This is a genomic window from Barrientosiimonas endolithica (assembly GCF_030296655.1).
GTDB lineage: Bacteria > Actinomycetota > Actinomycetes > Actinomycetales > Dermatophilaceae > Barrientosiimonas > Barrientosiimonas humi.
Genome location: NZ_AP027735.1, coordinates 762,173 through 788,336, shown reverse-complemented (window position 1 = coordinate 788,336; position 26,164 = coordinate 762,173). Strand labels below are relative to the sequence as shown.

Sequence of the window (26,164 nt, the reverse complement as noted above, 5' to 3'; positions counted from 1 at the left end):
TCAGCCGCGGAAGTACGGCACGATCAGCCAGATCCCGAACGCCGCGGCGGCCGCGACCACCGCGTAGCCCAGCCACGCGGCCGTGCGCACCCCGCGCGAGCGCTCGGCCGCGTCGCTCACCAGCAACCGGGTCGAGACGGCGAACAGCACGACGATCAGCACCGCTCCCACCACCGTGGTGAGCGCGACGTCGAGCAACGCCTGCCAGTCGATGTCGATCGGGGTCTCCTCGGTCAGTCTCGGGCGGTCAGCGGCGGCTGGTGGCGGTCTCGGGCTCGGGCAGGTCGGCGACCGAGTCGGCCCCCGGACGGGCCAGGACGACCACGTCGGACTGCTCGTTGACGTTGGCGTGCGACACGGCCGCGCGGCGGCTCACCCGCCAGATGATCGCCGAGAACACCGCGAGGATGACGACGACCAGCAGCGAACCGCCGGTGCCGAGCCGGGTCAGCAGGGCGGCGAGCGCCCCGACGGCGCCGGCCGCGGGGAGGGTCAGCGCCCAGGCGTACGCCATCCGCCGGGCGGTCCCCCACCGCACCTCGGTGCCGCGGCCGAGCCCCGACCCGAGGATCGAGCCGGAGGCGACGTGCGTCGTCGAGAGGCCGAAGCCCATGTGCGAGGAGGCGAGGATCGCGACGCTGGAGGAGGTCTCGGCGGCGAAGCCCTGCGGCGACTGGATCTCGACCAGGCCCTTGCCCATCGTGCGCATGATGCGCCAGCCGCCGGAGTAGGTGCCGAGGCCGATCGCGAGGCCCGCGGCGACGATGACCCACAGGTGCGGTCCGGTGCCGCTGGCCTGGTAGCCGCCGGTGACGAGCACCAGCGTGATGACGCCCATGGTCTTCTGCCCGTCGGAGGTGCCGTGCGCGAGCGCCACGAACGACGCCGACACGGTCTGCCCCGCCCGGAACATGCGTGCCCCGCCCTCGCGGTCGGCGCCGCGCATCACGCGGTAGGCCGCGCGGGTCGCGAGCGCCGCGGCCAGGCCGGCGACGACCGGGGCGACCACGGCGGGCAGCAGGATCTTGGAGACGATCACCGGCCAGTGCACGCCCGAGGCGCCGGCTCCCACCAGCACCGCACCGATGAGCCCGCCGAACAGGGCGTGCGAGGAGCTCGAGGGCAGGCCGAGCAGCCAGGTCAGCAGGTTCCACAGGATCGCGCCGCACAGCCCGGCCAGCACCATCTCGGGGGTGACGAAGCTGTCGTCGACCATGCCGCCGCTGATGGTCTTGGCGACCTCGGTCGACAGGAAGGCCCCGACGACGTTGAGCACCGCGGCCAGCGCGACGGCCCGGCGGGGAGTCAGCGCGCCCGTCGCGACGGAGGTCGCCATCGCGTTCGCGGCGTCGTGGAAACCGTTGGTGAAGTCGAAGACGAGCGCGACGATCACGACGATGGCGACGATCAGCAACGTGGCCGAGAGCATGCAGCGCGGACACTTCCGGGTTCGGGGATTCGCACCCCTGGCAGGCGCGACGGATCAAGGAAACCACAGACGTACGCAGCGTGAACATTCATGGGTGTCCTCTGCATCTCGGCCCCCACCGACCCGGCCGAGCGGGGGCCGACCGGGCGGTCGCGACGCCCACGCAGCGGCTCCGACGTCCCCGGCCCGGCGGGTCCGGTCGGCTACGGTCGGCCCGTGCCCTCGTACGACGACGACCTGCGCCTGGCGCACGTCCTGGCCGATGCGGTCGAGCCCACGACGACGGGGCGCTTCCTCGCCGACGACCTCGTGGTCGAGACCAAGCCCGACCTCACGCCGGTGTCCGACGCCGACACCGCGGCCGAGGAGCTGCTGCGCGCCCAGCTGAAGCGCACCCGACCGCGCGACGCCGTGGTGGGCGAGGAGCTGGAGTCCACCGGCCACGGTCCGCGGCAGTGGATCATCGACCCGATCGACGGCACCAAGAACTTCGTGCGCGGCGTCCCGGTGTGGGCCACGCTGATCGGCCTGGTCGTCGACGGCGAGCCGGTGCTGGGGCTGGTGTCGGCGCCTGCGCTGCAGCGGCGCTGGTGGGCCGCGCAGGGCTCGGGCGCCTGGACCGGCCGCACGCTCACCCGCGCGCGGCGCATCTCGGTCTCCCAGGTGCGCACCGTCGCCGACGCGTCGATCAGCTTCGGCGACGTGCGCGACTTCGACCGGATCGGCCGCGGCGAGCAGGTGCAGCAGCTGGTCGCGGACGCCTGGCGGGTGCGGGCGTACGGCGACTTCTGGTCGCACATGCTCGTCGCCGAGGGCGCCGTCGACGCCGCGCCCGAGGCCGAGCTCGCGGTGCACGACATGGCCGCCCTCGCGCCGATCGTCACCGAGGCCGGCGGCCGGTTCACCGGACTCGACGGGCGCGACGGGATCTGGTCGGGCAACGCGCTGTCGAGCAACGGCCTGCTGCACGAGGAGCTGCTGGGCCGCCTCGGCTCCCAGGATGCGGCCGGCTGACACTTCGGTTTCGAAAGACTGCCATGATGGCGGTGTCGCCCGATGACGTGCACACCGAAGGAGCCAGTCATGACTGCCGTCAGCACCGAGATCCCCCAGCGTCGTGAGCTGGTCACCGAACTTCCCGGGCCCAGGTCCCGCGAGCTCGCCGAGCGGCGCAGCGCCGCCGTCGCCGCAGGCGTCGGCTCGGTCATGCCCGTGTACGTCGCCCGCGCCGGCGGCGGGATCGTCGAGGACGTCGACGGCAACCGGCTGATCGACCTGGGCTCCGGCATCGCCGTCACGAGCGTGGGGTCGGCCGCTCCGCGCGTCGTGGAGGGCGTACGTCAGCAGGTCGGCGAGAGCACGCACACCTGCTTCATGGTCACGCCGTACGAGGGCTACGTCGACGTCTGCGAGAAGCTCGCCGAGGTCACCCCCGGCGACCACGCCAAGAAGTCGGCGCTGTTCAACTCCGGCGCCGAGGCGGTCGAGAACGCCGTCAAGATCGCGCGCTACGCCACCGGCCGCCAGGCGGTCGTCGCGGTCGACCACGCCTACCACGGGCGCACCAACCTCACGATGGCGCTGACCGCGAAGGCGATGCCCTACAAGAAGGGGTTCGGACCGTTCGCCAGCGACGTCTACCGGGTGCCGACGTCCTACCCCTTCCGCGACCCGGAGGGGATGACCGGTGAGCAGGCCGCGCAGCGCGCGATCCTCGCGGCGGACAAGGCGATCGGCGCCGACCAGATCGCCGCGGTCATCATCGAGCCGATCCAGGGCGAGGGTGGCTTCATCGTGCCGGCGCCGGGCTTCCTGTCGGCCCTCGCGGCGTGGTGCAAGGACAACGGCATCGTGTTCATCGCCGACGAGGTGCAGAGCGGCTTCTGCCGCACCGGCGCCTGGTTCGCCAGCGACCACGAGGACGTCGTGCCCGACCTGGTGACCACGGCCAAGGGCATCGCGGGCGGTCTGCCGCTCGCGGCGGTCACCGGTCGCGCCGAGCTGATGGACGCCGTGCACGGCGGCGGCCTGGGCGGCACCTACGGCGGCAACCCGGTCGCGTGCGCCGCGGCGCTCGGGGCGATCGAGACCATGGAGGCCGAGGACCTCGCCGGCCGCGCGCGCGAGATCGAGACGATCATCGGCGACCGGCTGCGCGAGCTGCAGGCCACCAACCCGGCCATCGGCGACGTGCGCGGCCGCGGCGCGATGATGGCCGTCGAGGTCGTCAAGCCCGGCACCAAGGAGCCCGACGCCGAGCTCACCGCCGCCGCCGCCAAGCGCTGCCACGAGCAGGGCGTGATCGCGCTGACGTGCGGGACGTACGGCAACGTGCTGCGCCTGCTGCCCCCGCTGGTGATCAGCGACGACCTGCTGCGCGAGGGGCTCGACGTGCTCGCGGACGCGTTGTCGCCGAAGGGCTGACCGCCCGGCCGGCATCGTCGACGGCGGCACAGAAAGTACGACGGCGGCACAGATAACTTCTGTGCCGCCGTCGTGGTTCGTGGGCCGCCGTCGTCAGGCGGAGGCGGGGTCGCGCGGGGCGTCGACCGGGTGCTCGGGCCGGGGCTTCGCTACCTGGCCGGGCGACGCGCGGCCGGGCACCGGGAACCACTTGGCGAACCGCCTTGAATCCCCTCGCCGGCTCAGCCGCTCTCGCAGGCCACCCCGTCGCCGTCGCGATCCAGACCGCGCCGGTATCCGGGCTGCCCGGCGTACAGCGGCGCGGCGTTCGCCGCTCTCGCCTCGGCACAGCTGCTGTAGTACGCCCCGCCGCCCTCCTCCGGCGGGTCGGCGAACGGCGCCGGGGCGCTGGGCTCGGGCTCCGGACTTGGCTCGGGCTCCGGGCTCGGTTCGGGCTCCTGCGTCGGTTCAGGGCTCGGTTCGGGCTCCTGCGTGCGGCTCGGCTCGGACGGCTCGGGCTCCGGCTCCGTGGTGGGTGACGGCTGGTCCTCGGTGGGTTCGGGCTCGGCCGTCTCGGAGGTCGGCTCCGGTGTCTCGCTCTCGGTCGTCGTCTCGGTCACCGTCACCGTGCTCGTGACCACGGGGGCGGTCGAGCTCGACGGCGGATCCTCGGCCGGGTCGTCGTCGCCCACGCCCAGCAGGGCCATGCACCCGCCGAGCAGCAGGAGGCCGACGACGCCGAGACAACCGCACCCGAGCAACGGCTTGGCGACCTTGCGCTCAGGAGGCTGCCCGTCGGCGTACGGCGGGATCGGTTGCTCCTGACCGGCGCCGGGGTACGGCGGAACTGGCTGCTGCCCCTGGTCGAACCCGGGCGGTCGCGGCAGGGGGCGGGTGTCGTCGTCGCTCACGTCCAGGCCTCTCCGCGCCGCGGCGCTGACCTCTCGAACGGCTGGGGCTGCCGTCGCTGGACGCAGTCAAGCGCCGCCAGCGCCCGCCCGTCCCGCGAACGCCGCAGACCGGTCCCTCAGGGTGAGCCCGTCACCCGCCCGCCGTCGACGACGGCGGCACAGAAAGTACGACGGCGGCACAGATAACTTCTGTGCCGCCGTCGTGGTTCGTGGGCCGCCGTCGTCAGGAGACGACGGTGACGTCGCCGCGTCCGAGCGCGCGGACCTGCTCGGCCGCGGCGTCGGCGTCACCGACCAGCACGACCGTCCAGTCGTGGGCCACCGCAGCCCAATCACGTTGCAGCCGCTGGGGATCCAGCGACCGCAGACCCTCGAGGTAGTCGGTGACGAAGCTCGTCCCGAGACCGTCGAAGGCGAGGTGGGCCGCCTCGTCGGCGATGACGTCGGCGGTGGCGTAGCGCGCCGGCGCGGTCTTGCCGACGAAGTCGACCGCGGCCTTGACCTCCTCGGCCGTGAAGCCGTCTGTGGCGGCGCCGTCGAGCACGCCGAGCAGCAGGTCGAGCGACTCGGCGGTCACGTCACCGCGCACCGACCCCGAGACCAGCACCTCTCCCCCGCGCAGCCTCGGCCGGAACGTCGCGCGCATGCCGTAGGTGTAGCCCTTCTCCTCGCGCAGCAGCGCGTCGATGCGCGAGGAGGGCGACCCCCAAGCAGGTACGCCAGCGCCGGGTAGGGCGCCCAACCTCCGGGCACCCGACGGCTGGGACCGGACGCCCCCAGGTAGATCTCCGTCTGCACCGATCCGGGGCGGTCGACGAACACGATGCGCGCGGCGTCGGCCGCCGTGGGGTTGTCGGCGGGTTCTGTTGCGGCAGAACCTGACTCGGCGCCCCACGAGCCGAGCGTGCGGGCGACGTCGGCGGTCGCCTCGTCCACGTCGATGTCGCCGGCGACCACCACCGTCGCCCCGCGCGGCCCGACGTGGTCGCGGTGGAACGCGGCGAGGTCGTCGCGCGTGATGGCGGCGACCGTCTCGGCCCCGCCGCCGGAGGGCCGCGAGGCGCGGGCGGCGGGGGCGTACTTCGTCGCGATCCACTCAAGAGCGGCGCGGCTTGCCGGACGCGCCAGCGCCTGCTCGATGTCGGCCAGGCGCTGCCGCTGGTGACGGCGCACCTCGCCCTGGTCGAACACCGGCTGCGACAGGCACTCGGTCAGCAGCTCGAGGCCGGTGCTCAGCTGCGGGCGCGTGGCGTCGACCTCCATCACGATGCCGCCCTCGGTGGCCGCCGCCGCGAGGCCGACCCCGTTGCGCTCCAGCAGCTCGGCCATCTCCTCGCCCGTGCGCTGCTCGGTGCCCTCGTCCATGGTGCGGCTCACCAGGGTGGCGACGCCCTCACGGTCGCGCGGCTCGCTCGACAGCGGGGCCGGGATCACGACCCGCGTCGAGATGACGTGCTGCCCCGGGACGGGATAGACGAGCAGCCGGGCGCCGTTGTCGAGCGCACGCTCCTGCGGTGTCGGAAACGCCCACGGCGCAGGCTCTTTCGGGATCGGGCGCGGCAGCATCAGGACTCCTTCCGCGGCCGGTAGGCGACGACGGCGCGCGACTCGGGCCGCAGCCACGCGCGGCTAACGTCGCGGATCTGCTCCGGGGTCACGGCGCGCGTGCGGTCGACGAACGTGTTCACGATCTGCGGGTCGTCGTGCAGCAGGGCGTACTGGCTGATGGTGTCGGCCCGCTCCTCCTGGCCGGCCATCGCGCTCAGCCACCACCGCTCGGTCTCGTGGTGCAGCGTCTCCATCTCGACCTCGGTGGGCAGCTCCTCCCCGAGCCGCGCGACCTCCTCCAGCACCTCCCGCTCGACGGCGTCGGGGTCGGCGTCCTCGGCGACGTCGACGACGAGCAGCCCCAGGGAGACTCCGTCGACCAGCCCGAACGCGCTGCGCGACACCGAGTTCGCGACCTGCTCCCGGCGTACGAGCCGGCGGTAGAGCCGCGACGTCGCGAGCCCGGCGAGCAGGTCGAAGGCCAGCTCCGCCGCCCAGAACTCGGGGGTGTGCGCGACCGGCAGGCGCCAGGCGAGGTAGAGCCGGTGCGTCGGGACGTCGTCGTCGACGTCGACGCGCACCGGCGCCTCGAGCGGCGGCAACGGCTCGACGGGGCCGCGGCGGGGCGCGGCCGAGGCGGGCAGGTCGCCGAAATAGCGCTCCACCGCTGCGAATCCGTCGTCTGCCGTGACGTCACCGACGAGCGTGAGCACGGTGTTGTTCGGGCCGTAGTGCTCGGTGAAGAAGGCGTGCACGTCGGCCAGCGACGCCGCCTCGAGGTCGGCCATCGAGCCGATGGTCGAGTGGTGGTAGGGGTGGCCCTCGGGGAAGACCGCGGCGTAGAGCCGCTCGAGGGCGTCGCCGTAGGGCCGGTTGTCGTAGCGCTGGCGGCGCTCCTCCTTGACCACGTCGCGCTGGTTGTCGAGGTTGGCCTGGTTGACCGCGTTGAGCAGGTGCCCGTGCCGGTCGGCCTCCATCCACAGCGCCAGCTCCAGCGCGCCGGTCGGCACCGTCTCGAAGTAGTTCGTCCGGTCGAACCACGTCGTCGCGTTGAGCCGGGCGCCCTCGGCCATCAGCCGGGCGAAGTGCTCCCCCTCCGCGACGTTGCGCGAGCCCTGGAACATCAGGTGCTCGAAGAGGTGGGCGAAGCCGGTCTTGCCCTCCGGCTCGTGACGCGACCCGACGTCGACCCAGAGGTTGACCGTCACGGCCGGCACCGTGTGGTCCGGCGAGACGATCACCCGGAGCCCGTTGGGCAGCGTCCGCTCGGCGATCGGGTAGTCCAGCGGCATGCCAGCACCCTAGGTGAGCCCCTCGGGGCCGGCTCGGTCAGGCGGGGTCGCGCTGGTCCTCGCGCACGCCCATGTTCACCGACGGGGTGAAGTCGTCACCGAGCCGCTCCAGCGCGAGCCGCGCGAAGATCTGCTGCTCGGTGGACGTGCGCTCGCCGCGCGCCCGGCCAAGGAACGCGACGGCCCAGTGCAGCAGCGTCGTGACCCGGCTCTTGAAGCCGATGATGTAGACGAGGTGCACCCCGAGCCACAGCACCCAGGCGACGAAGCCGGAGAAGCGCAGCTTGCCGATGCTGGCCACCGCGCTGAACCGCGAGATGGTCGCCATCGAGCCCTTGTCGAAGTACTCGAACGGGCCCTGCGGCTTCTCCCCGCCAGCCGGCGCCGGATGGCGCGGGCGGCGTAGCGACCGCCCTGGATCGCCAGCTGCGCGACCCCGGGGTAGTCCTTCAGCGAGATCATGTCGCCGACGACGAACACCTCGGGGTGCCCCGGCAGCGTCAGGTCGTCCTCGACCTTGATGCGCCCGGCCCGGTCGAGCTGCGCGCCCGACTGCTCGGCGAGCTGCTTGCCCAGCGGGCTGGCCGAGACACCGGCCGCCCACACCTTGCAGATGGCGTCGATGCGCCGGTGGGCGCCGCCGGCGTCCTCGACCTCGATGCCGGTCGCGTCGACCCCGACGACCTTGGCACCCAGCTCGACCTCGACGCCCATCTTCTTGAGCCGCTCGGTCGCCTTGTTGCCGAGCCGGTCGCCGAACGCGCTGAGCACGGCCGGGGCGGCGTCGAGCAGGATGATGCGCGCCGAGGTGGGGTCGATGTTGCGGAAGTCGCGGCGCAGCGTGCGGCGCGACAGCTCGCTGATCTGCCCGGCCATCTCGACGCCGGTCGGGCCGGCGCCGACGACGACGAACGTCATCAGCTTGCGCACGTCGTCGGCCCGTCCGGCCGCGGCCGCCAGCTCGGCGAGCTCGAAGACGCCGAAGATGCGGCCGCGCAGCTCGAGGGCGTCGTCGATGCTCTTCATGCCGGGCGCGTGCCGCGCGAACTCGTCGTTGCCGAAGTAGCTCTGCCCGGCGCCGGCGGCGACGATCAGCGAGTCGTAGTCGTACGTCTGGGTCTCGTCGAGCGCCTTGGCGGTGACGGTGCGCCGGGCCAGGTCGATGTCGGTGACCTTGCCGAAGACGACCTCGACGTTCTCCTGCCGCGCGAGCACCTCGCGGGTGGCCGGGGCGATCAGTCCTTCGGACAGGATGCCGGTCGCCACCTGGTAGAGCAGGGGCTGGAAGAGGTGATGGGTCGTCGCCGACACGAGGGTGATCTTGACGTCGCGCGCCTTGCGCAGCGCTCGCGCCGCGAAGAGGCCCCCGAAGCCCGAGCCGATGATCACCACGCGGTGCGGGGAGCGTGGGTTCGTGGTCGTGCTGCTCATGGACCGAGCGTAGTGCCGCGCCCGGAGCCCGCGGATGTGATCTTGTCCGGCGATACGCTGTCGGCCGAGCACGACCCGCGTGACCTCGCCGAGGCTTGGAGAGCAGATGTCGCAGCCGCACGATGAGCAGGGCCGACCCCAGGGCGGTCCCCACCAGTCCGGGGGCCAGGACCCGTACGCCGCCCAGCCGCCCTACACCACGCAGCCCTACGGCGCGCCCGGCCAGCCGCAGGGCTCGCCGACGCAGGTCTACGACCACGAGCAGGTGGTGCAGGAGTCGCAGGGGCAGTCGTCGTACGCCCAGGGCCAGTCCGACGGCGCCGCCGCCATCGTGCGTGGTCCGCGCCAGGGCCGTGGCGGGGTGAGCGCGTGGCAGGGCCCGTCGGCCCGGGGTCGTGGCGGCTCCGCCGGCGAGCAGTCTCCCGCGCAGCAGTCGCCCGCCCAGCAGGGCGGGTCGGGCGCCGCCTACGGCGCCCCCTCGCAGGACGCTCCGTCGCAGGACGCTCCGTCGCAGGGCGCTCCGTCGTGGGGGCAGCAGGCGCCCGGGCAGCCGGCGGCGCCGCAGGGCTTCGAGCAGCAGGGGGCCGAGCAGCAGGGTTCCGACCAGCAGGGCTTCGGCCAGCAGGGCTTCGACCAGCAGGGCTCCGAGCCCGCGCAGGGTCGCAACGCGTGGGCGGGCCCGTCGGCCTCGACCGCCGAGTCCTACGCGCCGCCGCGCGAGCAGGCGGCCCCGGCCGAGGCGCCGGGTCAGCCCGGCTCCCCCGTCGGCTGGCAGGGCCGGCAGGACGAGCGCGCCGACGTCGCCGAGGAGGCCCCGGGCCGCGGCGCCACGCCGTCCGAGGTCGGGTGGCAGTCCGAGTCGCCGCAGCAGGTCGACGCTCCCCGCGAGGAGTCCGGCGGTGGCGGCCGGCCCGCGCAGACGTACGGCGAGAGCCAGGGCGAGGCCTTCGATGCCCGGCAGGACGAGGGTTTCGCCGCGCCCGAGGCCCGTCGCGAGGACGCAGCGCCGTCGTGGGGTGCGCAGGCGCCGCCCGCCGCGAGCGCCCCGCAGCAGGAGGCCCCGCCCGCCCACTCCTGGAACCAGGACGAGGCGCCGGCCGCGCAGGAGCCGGCCCAGTCCGCGGCTCCCGAGGCTCCGGCCTGGGGTCAGCAGGCCGACCAGCCGAGCTCGTACGCCCCGCCCCAGCGCGAGGAGTCCGCTCCCCCGGCGTGGGGTCAGCAGGCGCCCGAGCAGCCGGCGCAGCAGCCCGAGGCTCCCGCCTGGGGTCAGCAGGCCGACCAGCCGAGCTCGTACGCCCCGCCCCAGCGCGAGGAGTCCGCTCCCCCGGCGTGGGGTCAGCAGGCGCCCGAGCAGCCGGCCCGGCAGGAGCCGCAGGTCCGCGAGCCGGAGTCGCGCCCGCAGGCCGACGCCCCGCCGTGGGGCCAGCAGGCACCCGAGCAGCGGGCGGCGCAGCAGCCCGAGGCCCGCGAGTCGGCGCCGGCCTGGGGTCAGCAGACCGACCAGCCGAGCTCGTACGCCCCGCCCCAGCGCGAGGAGTCCGCGCCTCCCGCGTGGGGTCAGCAGCCGTCCGAGCCGGCGGCCCAGCAGCCGGTGGCCCGCGAGGCCGCGCCCGAGTGGGGTCAGCGGCAGGACGCCCCGGCCGCCGCGCCCGCGCAGCAGGACTGGAACCGTCCCGAGCCGCAGCAGCCCGAGCCCCAGCAGCCGGAGGGGGCAGGGACTCCCGGCGGGGCGGCCCCCGGCGAGGAGGCCGAGGAGCTGCCGACCCAGGTGACCCCGGCGGTCAGCGAGCCCCCGACGGGCGAGGAGCCGGCCGACGAGGCGCTGACTATCGGCCGCGGCCGCACCAACTCGATCGTGCTCGACGACATGCTGGTCTCGCGCCAGCACGTGCGCATCACGGTCGACGACGAGGGCCTGGTCATCGAGGACCTCGGCAGCCGCAACGGCACCTTCGTCAACGGTCGACGCATCGAGCGCACGCACCTGCACGAGGGCGACCGCATCGGCATCGGCGCCTCGACGTTCGAGGTCCGCGACGGCTGGCTCGTCAGCATCTGACAGGCACAGCGACTCCGGGACGCTGCACGGCTACCCTGACGGGCGAGGGGGCCACCTCGTGCCGCGCCCGTATGCACCGACGACCGTCACGGAGTACGCCTATGACCCAGCCGACGAACGGACCGGCCGAGCCCACGAGCCTGCGACTGGTCTTCGACGGTCGCGCCAGCACGGTCAGCCCGGGTCAACGGTTCGTCATCGGTCGTGACCGCGGGTGCGACCTCACGGTCGTCGACTCGCGCGTCTCCCGGCGGCACGCCGAGGTGCGCCACGAGGGCGGCGCCTGGGTGGTCGTCGACCTCGGCAGCAGCAACGGCACGTACGTCGGTGCCCGGCGCATCGCCCCGCAGTCACCGGCGCCGATCGGCCAGGGCGGTTCGCTGCGGCTGGGTGCCGCCGACGGCCCGCAGGTCCGGGCGCAGGTGATGCCGGGCGGGTCGGCGCCGCGTCCGCAGCAGGGCACTCCGCGACAGGGCGGCGCGCAGCCGGGCGGCGCGCAGCCGGGCGGTGCGCGCCCGGGCAACGGGCACCCGAGCGGTCCGCTCCCCGGCCGGGCAGGTCGCCCCGCACCCGCGGTCGCCGACCCCACCGACGTACGCCCGGGGGCAGCTGCTCCTGCCCGGCCCACCCCCGCGCAGCCGGCCCAGGCACCGCAGACAGCCGCGCCGAAGGCCGCTCCGCAGCAGGCCGCGTCGTCGCGGGTCAGCCAGCCGCTGCCGCAGCACCGCCCCGCGGCGACCGTGCCCGACGCGCCGGGCCAGCACGCGGGCGTGGTCTTCGAGCGCTGGACGCTGCCGAGCGGTCCGATCTCGGCCGACCAGGGCGGCGGCCACGCCACGGTCACCGGCCAGGTGCCGCAGGTCATGCCCACCGCGACCACCGGCACCGCGGGCGGTCAGGTGCTCACGATCGGCCGCGGCCTGGAGAACCAGATCGTCGTCGACGACCTGCTCGCCTCGCGGCAGCACGTGCGCCTCACCCCGCGCCCCGGCGGGTTCGACGTGCAGGACCTCGACAGCCGCAACGGCACCTACGTCAACGGGCAGAAGGTCGACCACGCCTTCCTCGGCGAGGGCGGCCTGCTCGCGGTGGGCCACTCACGCTTCACCGTGCGCCACGGTCAGCTCGTCGCCAGTGTCGACGAGGGCGACGTCAACTTCGTCGCCAACCACCTCACGTTCAAGCTCGGCAACGGCAAGGTGCTGCTCGACGACGTGTCGTTCGCGCTCGACGGCTCCAGCCTGCTGGCGGTGATCGGCCCGTCCGGCGCCGGCAAGTCGACGCTGCTCAAGGCGCTCACCGGTTCGCAGCAGGCGACCGAGGGCGAGGTCTACTACGACGGACGAGACCTCTACGAGAACTACCAGGACCTGCGCCACCGCATCGGCGTCGTGCCGCAGGACGACGTGGTGCACCGCCAGCTGACCGTCAAGCAGGCGCTGCGCTACGCCGCCGAGCTGCGCTTCCCCGACGACCTCGACGCGCACCTGCGTGACCAGCGGGTCGACGAGGTGATGGCCGAGCTCGACCTCACCGCCCACGCCGAGACCCGCGTCGACAAGCTCTCCGGCGGTCAGCGCAAGCGCACCTCGGTCGCGCTCGAGCTGCTGACCCGGCCGTCGCTGCTGTTCCTCGACGAGCCGACCTCGGGCCTGGACCCGGGGCTGGACAAGCAGGTCATGCGCACGCTGCGCGACCTGGCCGACGGCGGACGTACGGTCGTGGTCATCACCCACTCGGTCGCCAACCTGGGCGTCTGCGACAAGGTGCTGCTGCTCGCGCCGGGCGGCAAGGTCGCCTACTTCGGCCCGCCGGACGGGTTGCTGCGCTTCTTCGGCGCCAGCGACCACGCCGACGTGTTCACCGCTGTCGCTCGCGACCCCGAGGGCGTCAAGCTGCGCTTCCGCGACTCGCCGCTGATGGAGGAGCAGGTGTCGGCGCCGCTGCGTGCCCCGCGCCCGCACACCGGACCGCCCGAGAAGCCGCCGCGCCAGCAGTCGATCCCCTCGCAGCTGTCGACCCTCGCTCGTCGACATCTGAAGGTGATCCTCGCCGACAAGGGCTACGCCGCGTTCATGCTGCTGATGCCGGTCGTGCTCGCGGTCATCACGATGGTGGTGCCGGGCAGCTTCGGCCTCGGCCCGCAGCCGGCCACCGACGCGAACGGCCAGCCGACGGTCATCGCGAGCGAGCCGCTGCAGATCCTCGTGGTGCTGATCGTCGGAGCGATCTTCATGGGCACCGCCGCGAGCGTGCGCGAGCTGGTCAGCGAACGCGCGATCTTCTTGCGCGAGAAGGCCGTCGGGCTCTCCTCGCAGGCCTATCTGTGGGGCAAGCTGGTCATCTTCGGGCTGCTCACGCTCATCCAGAGCGCGCTGCTGGTCAGCCTCGTGCTGCTGGTCAAGAACAAGCCCGCCGACGCGATCCTGCTCGGCTCGCCGACGCTGGAGCTGATCATCGTCTGCTGGTTCACCGCGTTCAGCGCCGTGTCGCTGGGCCTGCTGATGAGCTCGTTCGTGAAGACGTCCGAGCAGGTCATGCCGTTGCTCGTGGTGTCGGTCATGGCGCAGCTGGTGCTGTGCGGCGGCCTGTTCCCGGTCACCGGCCGGCCGGTGCTGGAGCAGCTGTCGTGGATCACCCCGTCGCGCTGGGGGTACGCCGGCTCGGCCGCCGTGGTCAACATCCGGGAGATCTTCACCCGGCCCGACCCCGACAACCCCGGCCAGAACAAGATCTTCGGCGACGCCGACGACCCGCTGTGGCAGCACACCCCGTCGATGTTCCTGCTGGCGCTCGGCATGCTCGCCCTGATCGGGCTGGTCATGGCCGCCTGCACGCTGTGGCGGATCAACCGCGAGGACGACTGACCGAGCCCGCACCGGCGTACGCACGACTCCGGCCGCCCCTCCCACCAGGGAGGGGCGGCCCCTTGTCGGAGGGGCGGCCCCCTTAATAACTGGGCCTCACCTCGACTATCTGGGCCGCCCCTCCTTGACAGGGGGTCCGCGGCGGGCGCATATTCAACACATGTTGAGTTCAACGGCTGTTGAAGTGGCGGGGCTGGTCGTACGCCGGGGCGGGCGGCGCGTGCTGCACGGCCTGTCGTTCGCGGTCGGGTCCGGCTCCGTGGTCGGCCTGCTGGGTCCGTCCGGCTGCGGCAAGACCACCCTGCTGCGCTCCCTCGTCGGGGTGCAGCGCATCGAGTCGGGCCGGGCGCGCGTGCTCGGGCAGCCGCCGGGCTCATCCGCGCTGCGAGACCAGGTCGGCTACGTCACCCAGGCGGTGAGCGTCTACCGCGACCTCACGGTGGCGCAGAACGTGCGCTACTTCGCCGCGCTGCAGGGCGCGGGCGCGCGCGACGTCGCCGCGGCCGTCCACGCCGTGGGGCTCACCGACCAGGCCGACCAGCGCGTCGAGCGGCTGTCCGGCGGGCAGGCCAGCCGCGCCTCGCTGGCCTGCGCCCTCGTCGGGGACCCGCAGCTGCTGGTGCTCGACGAGCCGACCGTAGGACTGGACCCGGTCACCCGCGAGTCCTTGTGGACGTACTTCCGCAGCCTCGCCGACCGCGGCGTCACGCTGCTCGTCTCGAGCCACGTGATGGACGAGGCGTCGCGCTGCGACAGCCTCCTGCTCATGCGCGAGGGACGGCTCGTGGCCCAGCTGACCCCCGCCGAGCTGCTGCGCCGCACCGGCGCAAGCACCCCCGACGAGGCGTTCCTGCGCATCATCCGCGAGCAGGACACCCGCGAGGCCGAAGGAGAACCGGCATGAACCCGCGCATCACCCTGGCCACCACCCGCCGCGTGCTTGACCAGCTGCGAGCCGACCACCGCACCGTCGCGCTGATCCTCGTCGTGCCCGCGCTGCTGCTGTCGCTGCTGTGGTGGGTCTACGACGGCGCCCCGATCTTCGACCGGCTGGCCGTCACCATGCTCGGCATCCTGCCCATGGTCGTCATGTTCCTGGTGACGAGCGTGGCGATGCTGCGCGAGCGTACGTCGGGCACGCTCGAGCGGCTGCTCACCACCCCCATGCACCGGGCCGACCTGCTGCTCGGCTATGCCGTCGCGTTCACGCTGATGGCGATCCTGCAGGCGACGGTGCTGTGGGCCGTCTGCCGGTGGCTGCTCGGGGTCCAGACCCGCGGGCCGGTGGGGTGGCTGCTGATCGTCGCGGCGGCGTCTGCCGCCGTGGGCGTCGCGATGGGACTGCTGGCGTCGGCCTTCGCGCGCACCGAGTTCCAGGCGGTGCAGTTCATGCCGCTGGTCATCGTGCCGCAGCTGTTCCTGTGCGGGCTCCTGGTCGCCCGCGAGGCGATGCCGCAGCTGCTGCAGTGGGCCGCGAACGTGCTGCCGCTGTCGTACGCCGTCGAGGGCCTGCGCGCGGTCGGCTCGCAGACCGACCCGTCCGCCGACGCCGTCCGTGACGCGCTGGTGCTCGCCGGGTTCGCCCTCGTCGCCCTTACCCTGGCTGCCGTGTCGATGCCGCGAAAGACCCGATGAGCCCGCGGGGAGGGCGACCGCCCGGCGCGTCCGACGCGCGCGAGCGGATCCTCACCGCCGCCCGAGAACTGTTCGCCCAGAAGGGTTTTCAGCAGACCTCGCTGCGCGCGATCGCGACCGAGGCCGGGGTCGACGTCGCACTGATCAGCCACTACTTCGACAACAAGCGCGGCCTGTTCGTCGCCGCGATCGCCCTGCCCCACGACCCGGCCGACGTGCTCGCCGCCGTCGCCGACGTGCCCGACGAGCAGCTGGGCAGCGGCGTGCTGCGGGCCGTGCTCACCGTGTGGTCCTCCCCGGCGCCGCCGGGCTCGAGGCGTCGTTCCGGTCGGCCATCGCGGGGGACGAGTCGCTGGTGCGCGACATGCTCCAGGGCCTCGTGCTGCCCGAGCTGCACGACCGCGTCGAGCAGGCCTTCGGTGACGCCGACCGCCGGCTCCCGCTGGCCTTCACCCAGATCGCAGGGGTCATCCTGCTGCGCCAGGTCATCCGCCTGGAGCCGCTCGCCCGCCTGTCGATCGACGAGATGGTCGCGGCGCTCGGCCCCAACGTCGACCGCCTCCTCACCGGCCCGCTGCCCGACTGAGCGGATCACTCGCTTTTATCCTACTTGGAGTATGATTCCGCCATGAGCGCCTCCACCGGGGTCGAGAAGCACTCCGTCACCATGCCCGCCGAGACCTCAGCAGGCGTGCGGTCCCGCGTCGGGGCACGCGGGTTCTCGGCGTACGTCTCGGGAGCCGTCGCGCGGCAGCTGGAGCGGGACGCCCTGGACGACATCCTCGCCCAGATGGACGACGAGCACGGCCCGGTCGACGAGGCCGAGGTTGCGGCGATCATGGAGCGGCTCGCCCAGTGATCGGCCCGCGGTCGATCCTGCTCGACGCCGAGGCGCTCTCGGCCCTCGCTCGGGGCGATCGGCGCATGTACGCCTGGGCGGAGGTCGCCCGTCGCACCGACTCGATCATGTACGCCTCCGCCGCCACCCTGGCCGAGGTCACCGATGGCTCGCCTCGGGACGCGCAGGTCCGCCGGGTCACGAAGGCGCTGCGCGTGGTCGACGTCGACGCCTACATCGGATTCCGAGCCGGGGAGCTCCGCAGCCAGGCCGCGCGGGGTCGGTGCAAGTCCCGTGACCTCATTGTGGATGCTCTCGTCGCGGCGACAGCCACGGGCCTCGCCCAGCCCACTGTGGTCCTCACCTCCGACCCCGACGACCTCGACCTGCTGCTCGCCGACCACCCCGTGCAGGTGGAGGGGATCTGACGGGGAGCCGACCCCGTTCTCGAGTTTCCGGCAAACGAAAGGGCGCCGACGAGCGCAGGGCTGAGACCGGTTCCGTGTCTGTGCTGAGTGGCATGATCCGCGAGGGGAATCGGTACGTATGTGTGAACCGCCCCGGAGTTTCCGGAGGCTTCTGGTTGTGTCTCTACCCGGTCGGGACGAGACGGTTTCTTGCAGCGTAGTGCGCGGCCTCGACCTCGATCGGTGTGAGATCGTCGACCGATTCGTGGGTCCGCTCGTGGTTGAACCAGTGAACCCAGTGCAGGGTCTCGATCTCGACGTGCTCGACGTCGCGCCAGGGTCCTTCGGGCCGGACCAGTTCGGTCTTGTAAATCCCGATCTGGGACTCGGCTAGGGCGTTGTCGTAGGCGTCGCCCACCGAACCCACCGATGCGTCCACGTCGGCCTCGAGCAGGCGCGTGGTGAACGCGAACGAGGTGTACTGGCTGCCGGCGTCGTTGTGGTGCACCAGGCCGGTCAGGTCCTCGATCCCCTGCTGTCGGCGTGACCACGTCGCGTGCTCAAGAGTGTCGAGCACGAGTTCGGTGGTCATGCTGGTAGCCGCCCGCCAGCCCACGATCATCCGTGAGAAGACATCGAAGACGAACGCGACGTAGACCGTGCCCGACCAGGTCGCGACGTAGGTGAAGTCGGCGACCCAGAGCTGGTTCGGTGCGGTCGCGGTGAAGTCCCGGTCGACCAGGTCAGCGGCCCGGGCATCCCTCGGGTCGGGGATCGTGGTCCGCACTCGTTTGCCCCTCAGCGCGCCCTGCCAGCCGTTCGCTGTCATCAGCCGCTCCACGGTGCATCGGGCCACCTCGTGCCCTTGCCGGCGTAAGTAGAGCCACATCTTGCGCGCACCGAACCTCGCCACGAACCGCTGCTCGCGCGCTGCGCGGATCAGCTCACTGACGTCGGCATCGCGCAGGGCGCGCTTCGACGGCTTGCGGCTACGGGCCTCGTAGTAGGTAGACGGGGCGATCTTGGCGCCGTGCTCGCTGAGCACCCGGCAGATCGGCTCGACCCCGAATTCCTCGCGGTGTTCGTCGATGTAGTCGATCAGAACCTTGACTGGCGGTCGAGCTCCGCCGCGAAGAAAGCCGAGGAGGTCTTGAGGATCTCGTTCGCCCGCCGAAGCTCGGCGACCTCCTTCTTCAACTCCCGGATCTCGGCCAGCTCCTGGGTCGTCTTCCCTGGACGCGTGCCGCCGTCCACCTCGGCCTGCCTGATCCACTTGCGCAGCGTCTCGGGCGACCCGATGCCAAGCTTCCTGGCGATCGTTCGGATCGCCTCAAACTCGCTCGGGTACTCACCCTGCGCCATCGCCTGGGCTACCGCCCGGACAGCGCGCTCTCGCAACTCCCGGGGGTACTTGCTGGGACGTGCCATGACTTCATCCTCCAACTAATGAAGTCTCCAGACATCCCGGGGCGGTTCAGTGACCGAGGAGGCCAGTAAGGCGTGCGGCGGTTCTGACGTGCGGTCCACCCGTCGGCCGATACGCTCCCAGGGGACGAGAAGGGGTGATCCTGTTGGCCACGATCAGCGCGATCGAGTGGACGGAGGTCACATGGAACCCCGTTACCGGCTGCGACCGAGTCGCGGCTGGCTGCGACAACTGCTACGCCCTCGCCCTCTCAAAGCGCCTTAAGGCAATGGGCGCGGAGAAGTACCAGAACGACGGCGACCCCAGGACGTCCGGGCCCGGCTTCGGGGTCACGATCCACCCGCGCTCGCTCGACCAGCCCTACCGGTGGCGGACCCCGAAGGTCGTCTTCGTCAACTCGATGAGCGACCTCTTCCATGCCAAAGTCCCTCTGGACTTCATCCGAGACATCTTCGACGTCATCCGCCACACCCCGCAGCACACCTACCAGGTGCTCACCAAGCGCGCCCACCGAATGGCGAGGGTCGCCGACAGGCTCGACTGGCCCGACAACCTGTGGATGGGCGTCTCGGTGGAGTCGCTCGACGTCGTCGACCGGGTCGACCACCTCCGGGTTGTCCCTGCGGCGACACGGTTCCTGTCCTGCGAGCCGCTCATCACGGCACTGCCCGAACTGGATCTAGAGGGCATCGATTGGGTTATCGCCGGCGGCGAGTCCGGGACACGCGCGCGCCCCATGGACCCGGCCTGGGTCGAGGACATCCGAGACCAGTGCGTCGAGGCAGGAGTGGCGTTCTTCTTCAAGCAGTGGGGCGGACGGACGCCGAAGGCCAACGGCCGCGAGCTCGACGGGCGCACCTGGGACGACATGCCAGAGTTGGCCGCGGCGCTCTGATCACGACCGTCGCCAGGCGGTCACGCTCGGGAACTCGATGAGCGTACCCTTGGGGAAGGTGTTCTTCCGCCTCTGGTTCGGTGACGAGATGCGTCCAGCCTCTTGCATCGGTTTGAGAGTCAGTTTCTTGACCTGCCCGCTGTGGAACGGCGTCTCCGTGATGACGTACTGACAGACGTCCTCGAACTTCACCGTCTGACCGGCGAAGTGCTGCGCGAGTTCGTCCTGCAGGGGTCCGGTGTTGGCCTCGTCCTCGAAGAGCACGGGCGCGCCCGCGAGCCGGTCGTCGAACCTGTAGCCCCCGCCGGGAGCGAGCTTCCACATCGCCTCCTTCATCTTGTCGTAGGCCTGGTCGTCCCGCGTGCAGAAGAAGAGGTAGCTGCCGGTGTGACCGTTCTTCGTGATCATCTCGAAGCTGCAGATGTGGGCGAATTCGCACTCACGGCGCAGCTGCCTTTCGTACAGGTCGTGGATGAACTGCCCACGGCCGGCGTCGGATGCCGGAGCATTCTTGTACTCGTCGCACCCGAACAGCGCCGTGAAGTGCGGATCGACGTTGCCAGCGTTCGCGAACCGGTTGACGCTGTTGAAGTCAAAGTAGATGAACAGCTCGCACGACGGATGGTCGACCAGGTCGCGGATCAGAGCCAGCGGGACGTCGCGGTAGCCAAACGGGTCGATGAACGCGAATGTCGGAGCCAACTGCTTGCCCGCGGGGATAGAGCCCAGCAGCTCGCGTGCCAGCTCCTGGAAGTTCAGGTCGCGCTCCATGACTTGGACGTTCTTCGGCCACGGTACGCGGCTTGCTTTGACGTCGGCGAGGACCCTCTGCAGGGACGCGAACCTTTGGCCGTTCCACTCGTTGAAGATAAAGTTGAACGTCGTGTCGCCAAAGTCCGCGAAGGACCTGTGCTCCAGGAGCGTATTGAGCGTCAGAACCGGCGAGCCGGGCTCGTTGTCGTCGTAGCGGCCGGGTCCGGCGAAGCCGTCAAGCACGTTGACACGCTGGTGGTATCTGCTGCGCCCGAAGATGCCGAACCACGCACCGAGGTAGCGCGTGAGGATGTCGTGCTTGGCCTTGGTGTGCGGAGGCCGTTCCCACACGGTCGGCAGGCTGTCACCTTTCGGCACGATCAACTCCTGACATTCCGTAGTGGGGGCTATTTGTTGCCCTTGGCGCGGTTGTGCGTCTCGCACAGCATCGTGAGATTCGAGAGATCTGTCGAACCACCCTTGGACCAGGCAGTCACGTGGTCGGCGTCCATCTCCTTCTGCTGGTAGATCCGCGCCTTGTTGTTGTCGTCACCGATAGCACACAGCGGGCAGTTGGACACACCGTCGGCCTTCGCCTTCTTGGTCTGCTGCGTATAGGCAACGCTCTTGGACTTCTCGTCGAACAATCTGACCTCGAGAAGTTGGGGCTCCTTCTCTCCCCCAAGGACATACTCGTAGACGCCCTTGTTCTTAACGACCAGGTCACTGCGCAGCTCGTCGACCCTGGCGTCGATCTTCGCGGCGTCGTAGGCCTTCGAGTGATACTCCTCGTACAAGCGGCCCCACTCGATGCCTCGCATCTCCTTGTCTGGTGGCCGGATGAAGACGCCGCTGACCCAGTCGATGACCGAGGTGAAATAAGTCTTCAGCTCGGCGATCCCAGCATCGTGGCGATGCTGCGCAAGGTAGGAGTCGATCGTCTTGCCCTGGGAGGAGGCGACCCAATCCAGCGCGACGGCAAGGACCTCCTGTCGCTTGGGATCACCCTTCACGTAGGACGACCACTTCTGCATGTTCGCGTTGTTGGAGTTGCTGTACTCGGCCTTCGCTGCAGTGACGAACGGTCCGGAGTAGATCGAGTTGAGCAGCTCCTGCTTGTTGAGCGGGACGCCAGCGATGTTAATGGTCTCGAACCATTCCTTTATCTCGGACTCGGGGCCCTCGCACTCGTAGACAAGCAGCGGGCTCTCCCGCAGGAGCTTCTGGTCCTCAAGTGGAAGCGACGAGAACGTCTGTTCTTTGCCGGCCACCTTGATCGCGAACTTGCCGGTCATGAACCGTCCGATGCTCGTGATGCGCTGCTGGCCGTCGAGCACCTCGAGCTGGTCGTTCTCGTCGTCAACGTTGAAATAGATGAGGCCGAGCGGGTAGCCCTTCAAGAGGGACTCGATCACAGCGACGTCCTTCTTGCCGTCACCGTATATGTAGTGGCGCTGGTACTCGGGCTGGATGACGAGCTTGCCGGCGAGACCGTAGAGGCCCTTGCCCTCCAGCTCGTTGTAGACGAAACCGTTGATGACATCCTCGACTGCGTACTCCTTGAGATTGGTCTTCACGAGGTGTCCTTCCGCCGGATGAGGACCCGCTTGTACGCAGACGTGTAGAACTCTCCGTTGATGTCGTAGTAGCTGCTTCCGACAGGGGGCTCAGCGACCTTGAACGCCGGCCCGCTGTTGAGGGCCCCCACCGTCTTCCGCCGTCCGTCGGGGCTCACGAGTATCTGTGCCGGGTACGTCTTGGTCGACACGTCCGACCACGTCTGGGTGAGGCTGATGATCTCGAACTGGTCGGGGTTGTACCTGTCGAGGAACGAGATCGGCACGCCCATCACGCCGTCGTAGTCGCCGGGGATTGCGTCGGTGAAGGCGACGTCGATGGCATCGAAGTTGTCGTACTCCCTGTACCCGACGCTCTTAATCTCCTTGTGCTTGCTGAATCTGAGGTTGTCCTCCATCGTCATCAGCTGCAGAGGCTCGTGACGGCGCCCGTGGTCCATGTTCGTGAACCAGCATGCATTTCCCAACCGGGTGAAGTCGTATGCGTCGGTTGAGGGGTACCCGAGTCGCTCAGCCTTCAGCCGGTCGGACTCCTTGACCGGGAACCCTTTGGGGACACCGAACACCATGTCCGTGTTGTTGGCCGTGGCCCCCTTCCAGAGCCGATTCGCCTTGATCAGCGCGAAGAAGTCCTTGGTCGTGACCGCGTTGCTGCTGCCCACGACCGAGAACTGCTTGTCGCCCTCTATGAGCCACGCGACGAAGGTCCGGAACAGGCTGAACGGCGGATTGGTGATGACAATGTCGGCCTCGTCGCGCAGCGCTGTGACCTCCGCGCTGCGGAAGTCACCGTCGCCGTCGAGGTACTCCCACTTCAGGTCCTCGATGTTGACGACGCCGTCGTCGTTGATGTCCTTCGGCTCGAGCACGAACTTCTTGCCGTTGGTGCGGGTCTTGATCTCGTCGAACTGCGGGTCGTTCATCTCGAACAGGGTCGGCTGGTAGTCGAGCTCGGCCGGATTGCTGTCGGGCGCGTAGGAGGTGGAGACAAGCTTCTTGAGACCGTAGTCCATGAAGTGCAACGCGAAGAACTTCGCGAAGTTCGACCACTCGGGGTCGTCGCACGGCAGCAGGACCACCTTGTCGCGGAACACATCCGGGTCGTACTCAAGGTACGCGTTCATCTCACGCTCGATGTCCGCCCACTGCGTGTAGAACTCGTCGTTCTTCGCTGAGCGGGCAGCGCTGAGATGGCTGTTCTTGTACTCGACCGTCGCCATGCCCGCCCTTCCTCCCCGGCTGTGCTGCACCGCCGGGATCGGGGCGCGCCTCGAGGTCATCCTATCGGCGAGCACTGACAGTGTTCGGAAGTCGAGGCCGGACGCTAGACCCGTAGCCGGGAGACCGTGGACGAAAGGCGAAGTCCCCCTGGCCAGCGATTCCGCTGGCCAGGGGCCCTTCTCGTAGCGGGGGCAGGATTTGAACCTGCGACCTCCGGGTTATGAGCCCGGCGAGCTACCGAGCTGCTCCACCCCGCGTCGGTATGGCTCTACCTTACGACAGCGTGACGGCAGCACCAAATCGAGGATGCCGCCCGCCGAGATCCCGTGCCAGCACAGCGATCTCGGCGCCGGGCCGCTCGTGACTGTGCAGGACACGCGGTACGCGCTCGCGGGCTTACCGCGTGTCGTGCACAGTCACGGGCGTGGGGGCGGGAGCGGGTCTCGATACGGCCCGCTCGTCCCTCGCGGGCCTACTCGACCAGCGTTGGGGCCGCTCAGCCCGACGGCGTGGCGGTCGGCGGCGGGGTCACCGTCACCGAACCGCCGGTCGGCGCCGAGCCGGCCAGTCGCCGGATCGCCTCGCCGAGCTTGCGCTGCGCCTCGCCGTAGGCCTCCCAGTCGCCGCGCTTCAGCGCCGCCTGCCCCTCGTTGTAGTAGCGCTGCACGTCGCGCGCCGCGTTCGGGTCGGGCGACCCGGTCGGGGACGGCGTGCCGGTCGGCGGACTGGTGCCCGGGGACGACGGGCTCGGACTCGGGCTCGGCGACGGCGACGGGGACGGACTGGGCGAGGGCGACGTACCCGGGTTGTTCGGCGTGCCGGCGTCGCCGGCCGTCGCCCCCGAGTTCCCGCCGAACAGCTGGTCCAGCGCGCCGTCGAGCGTCGAGGCCCACGCCAGCCGGTTGCCGAACGAGGTGACCACGAGCCGTTGCAGCGGGTAGGACGTGTTGCCCGACGCCTGCACGTAGACCGGCTCGACGTAGAGCAGGCCGCCACCCACCGGCAGCGTCAGCAGGTTGCCCATCGTGATGCGCGAGCCCTGCTGCCGGGCCAGGTTGAGGTACTGCGACAGGTTCGTCGTGCCCAGCGTCTGGTCGGTCGTGCTCTGACCCGAGGACTGGATCTCGTTCTGGAACTGGCCCGGTCCGCGGATCGTGGAGTCGCGGGGCATCTCCAGGATCCGGATCGTGCCGTAGCCCGGCCTTCGTTGCCCGGTCTGGTCGCCCGCGTCGGCGTCGACCGCCATGAACCCGGTGAGGTTCTGCCGGCTCCCGGTCGGGATGAACGTGCTCGTCAGCGAGAACGACGGCGAGCTCTGGTCGGGCATCGCGATCGACAGGTAGTACGGCGGGGTCGGCGTCTGCCCGCCCTGCGTCGGGTCGTTCGGCACCTGCCAGAAGTCGTTGCCCTGGTAGAACGCTGCCGGGTCGGTGACGTGATAGCGGGCGAGCAGCTCGCGCTGCACCTTGAACACGTCCTCGGGGTAGCGCAGGTGACTCATCAGCGCACCGTTGATCTGCGACATCGGCTTGACCGTGCCGCCGAACGACTTGCGCCATGCCTTCAGGATCGGGTCCTTCTCGTCCCAGGCGTACAGGTCGATCGAGCCGTCGTAGGCGTCGACCGTGGCCTTGACCGAGTTGCGGATGTAGTTGACCCGCCCGCCCTGGATGCTCTGCACGCTCTGCGAGCGGCTGGTGAGCGAGTCGGAGGTGGTCTCCCCCAGCGACGACAGCTGCGAGTACGGGTACTGCGCGCTGGTCGTGTAGCCGTCGACGACCCACTTCACCCGGCCGTTGACCACGACCGGATAGGTGTTGCCGTCGAGGGTCAGCCACGGCGCCACCCGCTCGACCCGCTCGCGCGGCTCGCGGTAGTCGAGGATGCGCGAGCGCGGGTTCACCACGTCGGACAGCAGGATGTTGTACTGCCGGTACTTGATGGCGTACGCCAGCTGCCGGGTGAACGAGCCGATGCCGACCCCGCCGTTGCCCTGATAGGTCGTCCGCCGTTCGCCGCCGGTCGCGCTGTCGGGGTAGTCCAGCTCCCGGTTGGACCCCGGCTCGCCGCCGACGATCGAGTAGTTCGGCGAGGACTCCCCGAAGTAGATGCGCGGCTCGTAGTCGCCGAGCTCGCCGACCGGCGGGATGTTGCGCTCGAACAGCTGCGGCTCGCCGTCGCTGGTGCGCCGGTTGCCGTACGCCGCGACGACGCCGAACCCGTGGGTGTAGACCGCGTGGTCGTTGACCCAGTTGCGCTGCCCCGCGGGCACGCCTTCCAGGTCCAGCTCGCGCACCGCGATGACGGTGTCGACCTTCTCGCCGCCGATGTCGTAGCGGTCGACGTCGAGCGTGTCGGGGAACTGGTAGTAGTTCACCCGGCCCTGCATCTGGCGGAAGGTCGGCGAGACGATCGCCGGGTCGACGATGCGGATGCCGGGCACCGTGTCTGCGTCCTGGCGCAGCTGGCCCGGAGAGGCGTCCGTGCGTGGTTCGTACGCCTGTGTCTGGGTGTTCGTGAGCCCGTACGCAGCGCGGGTGGCCTGGATGTTGCGCTGGATGAACGGCGCCTCGAGCGTCTGCTCCGACGGGCCGACGCGGAAGCGCTGCACGAGCGCGGGGTAGATGCCGCCGACGAGCACGGCGCACACGACCAGCAGCGAGACGCCGAGGATCGGCAGTCGCCAGGTGCGCGTCCAGATGGTCGAGACGAACAGCACCGCGCACAGCAGCGCCGCGATCGCGAGGATCGCCTTGGTCGGCAGCACGGCGTTCTGGTCGGTGTAGCCGATGCCGTGCCAGCGCCGGTTGTCGTTGGTGGTGAGGCTGTAGCGGTCGAGCCAGTAGGACACGGCGCGCAGCAGCACCAGGCCGGCCAGCAGCAGCGACAGGTGGATGCGGGCGGCCGGCGTGGTGCGCGGTCCGCCACCTTGCAGGTTGATGCCGCCGTAGACGTAGTGCGTGACGAGCGCCGCGAGCAGCGACAGCACCAGCACCATCGTCCCGAAGCTGACCAGGAAGCGCAGCCAGGGCAGGGTGAAGACGTAGAACCCGATGTCCTTGTTGAACTCGGGGTCGTTGACGCCGAACGGCTCGCGGTTGATCCACATGAGCGGCAGCTGCCACTGCGCCTGCGCCGCGAGCCCGGCGAACAGACCGAGCATCGCGGGCAGCGCCCAGAAGGCGACCCGGCGGAAGGGGTCGATGGCCTCGCGGTAACGGTCGAGGTTGTCCTGCTCGACGGTGACCGGGGCGTAGATCGGGCGGTGGCGGTACGCCAGGCGCAGGCTGATCCCGACCAGCACCGCGGTGACCAGCCCGCCGGCCAGGAACATCACGGACTTGACGATCAGCTGGTTGCGCCAGACCAGGGAGTAGCCGACGCTGTCGAACCACAGCTTCTCGGTCCAGACCCGCGACCACAGCATCGCGACCACGATGACGACCAGGAGGACGGCCACGGTCGTCGCGAG

22 protein-coding genes, 1 tRNA gene, 1 pseudogene and 1 other annotated feature are annotated in these 26,164 nt (G+C 70.6%); of the genes and pseudogenes, 11 read left to right on the top strand and 13 right to left on the bottom strand.

Features of this window, described 5'->3' with window-relative positions:
• Together QUE40_RS04065 and QUE40_RS04060 are read right to left on the bottom strand one after the other, a co-directional pair.
• Nucleotides 1-198, bottom strand: a complete 198-nt coding sequence (locus QUE40_RS04065; RefSeq protein ID WP_142004522.1) for a hypothetical protein — start codon at nt 196-198, stop codon at nt 1-3.
• Between the two features lie 49 nt (nt 199-247).
• Nucleotides 248-1,429, bottom strand: coding sequence for an inorganic phosphate transporter (locus tag QUE40_RS04060; RefSeq protein ID WP_142004521.1), 1,182 nt, complete (start codon nt 1,427-1,429; stop codon nt 248-250).
• A 216-nt stretch (nt 1,430-1,645) separates the two neighbouring features.
• On the opposite strand from QUE40_RS04060, the gene QUE40_RS04055 reads away from it, so the two are divergent.
• On the top strand, nt 1,646-2,443 hold the full coding sequence (locus QUE40_RS04055; RefSeq protein WP_236022235.1) for an inositol monophosphatase family protein: 798 nt from the start codon (nt 1,646-1,648) through the stop codon (nt 2,441-2,443).
• Nucleotides 2,444-2,512: 69 nt separating this feature from the next.
• A complete protein-coding gene (gabT, locus tag QUE40_RS04050) occupies nt 2,513-3,853 on the top strand; it encodes a 4-aminobutyrate--2-oxoglutarate transaminase (protein ID WP_142004519.1) in 1,341 nt (446 codons plus the stop codon).
• A 221-nt stretch (nt 3,854-4,074) separates the two neighbouring features.
• On the opposite strand, the gene QUE40_RS04045 is transcribed toward gabT, so the two are convergent.
• From QUE40_RS04045 to QUE40_RS04025, 5 genes are all read right to left on the bottom strand, one after another.
• Nucleotides 4,075-4,743: an excalibur calcium-binding domain-containing protein gene (locus QUE40_RS04045; protein ID WP_289232401.1), complete on the bottom strand. Its 669-nt coding sequence runs from the start codon at nt 4,741-4,743 to the stop codon at nt 4,075-4,077.
• Between the two features lie 223 nt (nt 4,744-4,966).
• Nucleotides 4,967-5,389, bottom strand: a complete 423-nt coding sequence (locus QUE40_RS04040; RefSeq protein WP_289232400.1) for a peptidase M16 family protein — start codon at nt 5,387-5,389, stop codon at nt 4,967-4,969.
• A complete protein-coding gene (locus QUE40_RS04035; RefSeq protein WP_289232399.1) occupies nt 5,317-6,309 on the bottom strand; it encodes a M16 family metallopeptidase in 993 nt (330 codons plus the stop codon). The genes QUE40_RS04040 and QUE40_RS04035 overlap by 73 nt, the downstream gene beginning before the upstream one ends.
• Complete coding sequence (locus tag QUE40_RS04030; RefSeq protein ID WP_289232398.1) at nt 6,309-7,583, bottom strand: M16 family metallopeptidase; 1,275 nt, start codon at nt 7,581-7,583, stop codon at nt 6,309-6,311. The genes QUE40_RS04035 and QUE40_RS04030 overlap by 1 nt, the downstream gene beginning before the upstream one ends.
• A gap of 75 nt (nt 7,584-7,658) precedes the next feature.
• Nucleotides 7,659-9,014 carry an NAD(P)/FAD-dependent oxidoreductase gene (locus QUE40_RS04025; protein WP_350227067.1) on the bottom strand — a complete coding sequence of 452 codons (1,356 nt, stop codon included), beginning with the start codon at nt 9,012-9,014 and terminating at the stop codon, nt 7,659-7,661.
• Nucleotides 9,015-9,120: 106 nt separating this feature from the next.
• Here QUE40_RS04025 and QUE40_RS04020 point away from each other — a divergent pair, with 106 nt between their 5' ends.
• The 8 genes and pseudogenes from QUE40_RS04020 to QUE40_RS03990 all read left to right on the top strand — a co-directional run bounded on the left by QUE40_RS04020 (nt 9,121) and on the right by QUE40_RS03990 (nt 16,841).
• Nucleotides 9,121-11,073 carry an FHA domain-containing protein gene (locus tag QUE40_RS04020; protein ID WP_289232397.1) on the top strand — a complete coding sequence of 651 codons (1,953 nt, stop codon included), beginning with the start codon at nt 9,121-9,123 and terminating at the stop codon, nt 11,071-11,073.
• 101 nt (nt 11,074-11,174) lie between these two features.
• Nucleotides 11,175-13,940: an ATP-binding cassette domain-containing protein gene (locus tag QUE40_RS04015; protein WP_289232396.1), complete on the top strand. Its 2,766-nt coding sequence runs from the start codon at nt 11,175-11,177 to the stop codon at nt 13,938-13,940.
• A gap of 160 nt (nt 13,941-14,100) precedes the next feature.
• Nucleotides 14,101-14,844, top strand: a complete 744-nt coding sequence (locus QUE40_RS04010; protein WP_289232395.1) for an ABC transporter ATP-binding protein — start codon at nt 14,101-14,103, stop codon at nt 14,842-14,844.
• Nucleotides 14,841-15,575, top strand: coding sequence for an ABC transporter permease (locus QUE40_RS04005; RefSeq protein WP_289232394.1), 735 nt, complete (start codon nt 14,841-14,843; stop codon nt 15,573-15,575). Before QUE40_RS04010 ends, QUE40_RS04005 begins: the two co-directional genes overlap by 4 nt.
• Nucleotides 15,572-15,703, top strand: a pseudogene (locus QUE40_RS18865) (helix-turn-helix domain-containing protein); the annotation flags it as partial. The gene QUE40_RS04005 and the pseudogene QUE40_RS18865, both read left to right, overlap by 4 nt.
• 158 nt (nt 15,704-15,861) lie before the next feature.
• Nucleotides 15,862-16,161 carry a TetR/AcrR family transcriptional regulator gene (locus tag QUE40_RS04000; protein WP_289232393.1) on the top strand — a complete coding sequence of 100 codons (300 nt, stop codon included), beginning with the start codon at nt 15,862-15,864 and terminating at the stop codon, nt 16,159-16,161.
• A gap of 42 nt (nt 16,162-16,203) precedes the next feature.
• A complete protein-coding gene (locus QUE40_RS03995; protein ID WP_289232392.1) occupies nt 16,204-16,434 on the top strand; it encodes a CopG family transcriptional regulator in 231 nt (76 codons plus the stop codon).
• Complete coding sequence (locus QUE40_RS03990; protein ID WP_289232391.1) at nt 16,431-16,841, top strand: PIN domain-containing protein; 411 nt, start codon at nt 16,431-16,433, stop codon at nt 16,839-16,841. The genes QUE40_RS03995 and QUE40_RS03990 overlap by 4 nt, the downstream gene beginning before the upstream one ends.
• A 163-nt stretch (nt 16,842-17,004) precedes the next feature.
• Here the strand turns inward: QUE40_RS03990 and QUE40_RS03985 are convergent.
• Nucleotides 17,005-18,248 (bottom strand): IS3 family transposase gene (locus QUE40_RS03985; RefSeq protein ID WP_289232390.1). Its coding sequence is split into 2 segments (ribosomal slippage): nt 17,005-17,960 and nt 17,960-18,248, totalling 1,245 coding nucleotides; the frame shifts between segments, so codons are not numbered across the junction.
• Nucleotides 17,833-17,961: a sequence feature (AL1L pseudoknot), on the bottom strand. It overlaps the preceding gene by 129 nt.
• A 134-nt stretch (nt 18,249-18,382) precedes the next feature.
• On the opposite strand from QUE40_RS03985, the gene QUE40_RS03980 reads away from it, so the two are divergent.
• Nucleotides 18,383-19,141, top strand: coding sequence for a DUF5131 family protein (locus QUE40_RS03980; RefSeq protein ID WP_289232389.1), 759 nt, complete (start codon nt 18,383-18,385; stop codon nt 19,139-19,141).
• On the opposite strand, the gene QUE40_RS03975 is transcribed toward QUE40_RS03980, so the two are convergent.
• From QUE40_RS03975 to QUE40_RS03955, 5 genes are all read right to left on the bottom strand, one after another.
• Nucleotides 19,142-20,272, bottom strand: a complete 1,131-nt coding sequence (locus QUE40_RS03975; RefSeq protein ID WP_289232388.1) for a three-Cys-motif partner protein TcmP — start codon at nt 20,270-20,272, stop codon at nt 19,142-19,144.
• 29 nt (nt 20,273-20,301) lie between these two features.
• Entirely contained in the window at nt 20,302-21,471 is a 1,170-nt protein-coding gene (locus tag QUE40_RS03970; RefSeq protein ID WP_289232387.1) for an HNH endonuclease family protein, read from the bottom strand.
• Nucleotides 21,468-22,691 (bottom strand): adenine-specific methyltransferase EcoRI family protein, encoded by a 1,224-nt coding sequence (locus QUE40_RS03965; RefSeq protein ID WP_289232386.1) that lies wholly within the window; start codon nt 22,689-22,691, stop codon nt 21,468-21,470. The genes QUE40_RS03970 and QUE40_RS03965 overlap by 4 nt, the downstream gene beginning before the upstream one ends.
• Nucleotides 22,692-22,875: 184 nt before the next feature.
• A tRNA-Met gene (locus QUE40_RS03960) sits at nt 22,876-22,949 on the bottom strand.
• Nucleotides 22,950-23,188: 239 nt separating this feature from the next.
• Nucleotides 23,189-26,152, bottom strand: coding sequence for a UPF0182 family membrane protein (locus QUE40_RS03955; RefSeq protein WP_289232385.1), 2,964 nt, complete (start codon nt 26,150-26,152; stop codon nt 23,189-23,191).
• Between the last annotated feature and the right edge of the window lie 12 nt (nt 26,153-26,164).

Coding starts and splice junctions, on each gene's coding strand:
- QUE40_RS04060 (WP_142004521.1), bottom strand. CDS start 1,429: ATGCTCTCGGCCACGTTGCTGATCGTCGCCATCGTCGTGATCGTCGCG.
- gabT (WP_142004519.1), top strand. CDS start 2,513: ATGACTGCCGTCAGCACCGAGATCCCCCAGCGTCGTGAGCTGGTCACC.
- QUE40_RS04040 (WP_289232400.1), bottom strand. CDS start 5,389: ATGCGCGCGACGTTCCGGCCGAGGCTGCGCGGGGGAGAGGTGCTGGTC.
- QUE40_RS04035 (WP_289232399.1), bottom strand. CDS start 6,309: ATGCTGCCGCGCCCGATCCCGAAAGAGCCTGCGCCGTGGGCGTTTCCG.
- QUE40_RS04030 (WP_289232398.1), bottom strand. CDS start 7,583: ATGCCGCTGGACTACCCGATCGCCGAGCGGACGCTGCCCAACGGGCTC.
- QUE40_RS04025 (WP_350227067.1), bottom strand. CDS start 9,014: ATGAGCAGCACGACCACGAACCCACGCTCCCCGCACCGCGTGGTGATC.
- QUE40_RS04020 (WP_289232397.1), top strand. CDS start 9,121: ATGTCGCAGCCGCACGATGAGCAGGGCCGACCCCAGGGCGGTCCCCAC.
- QUE40_RS04015 (WP_289232396.1), top strand. CDS start 11,175: ATGACCCAGCCGACGAACGGACCGGCCGAGCCCACGAGCCTGCGACTG.
- QUE40_RS04010 (WP_289232395.1), top strand. CDS start 14,101: ATGTTGAGTTCAACGGCTGTTGAAGTGGCGGGGCTGGTCGTACGCCGG.
- QUE40_RS04005 (WP_289232394.1), top strand. CDS start 14,841: ATGAACCCGCGCATCACCCTGGCCACCACCCGCCGCGTGCTTGACCAG.
- QUE40_RS03995 (WP_289232392.1), top strand. CDS start 16,204: ATGAGCGCCTCCACCGGGGTCGAGAAGCACTCCGTCACCATGCCCGCC.
- QUE40_RS03965 (WP_289232386.1), bottom strand. CDS start 22,691: ATGGCGACGGTCGAGTACAAGAACAGCCATCTCAGCGCTGCCCGCTCA.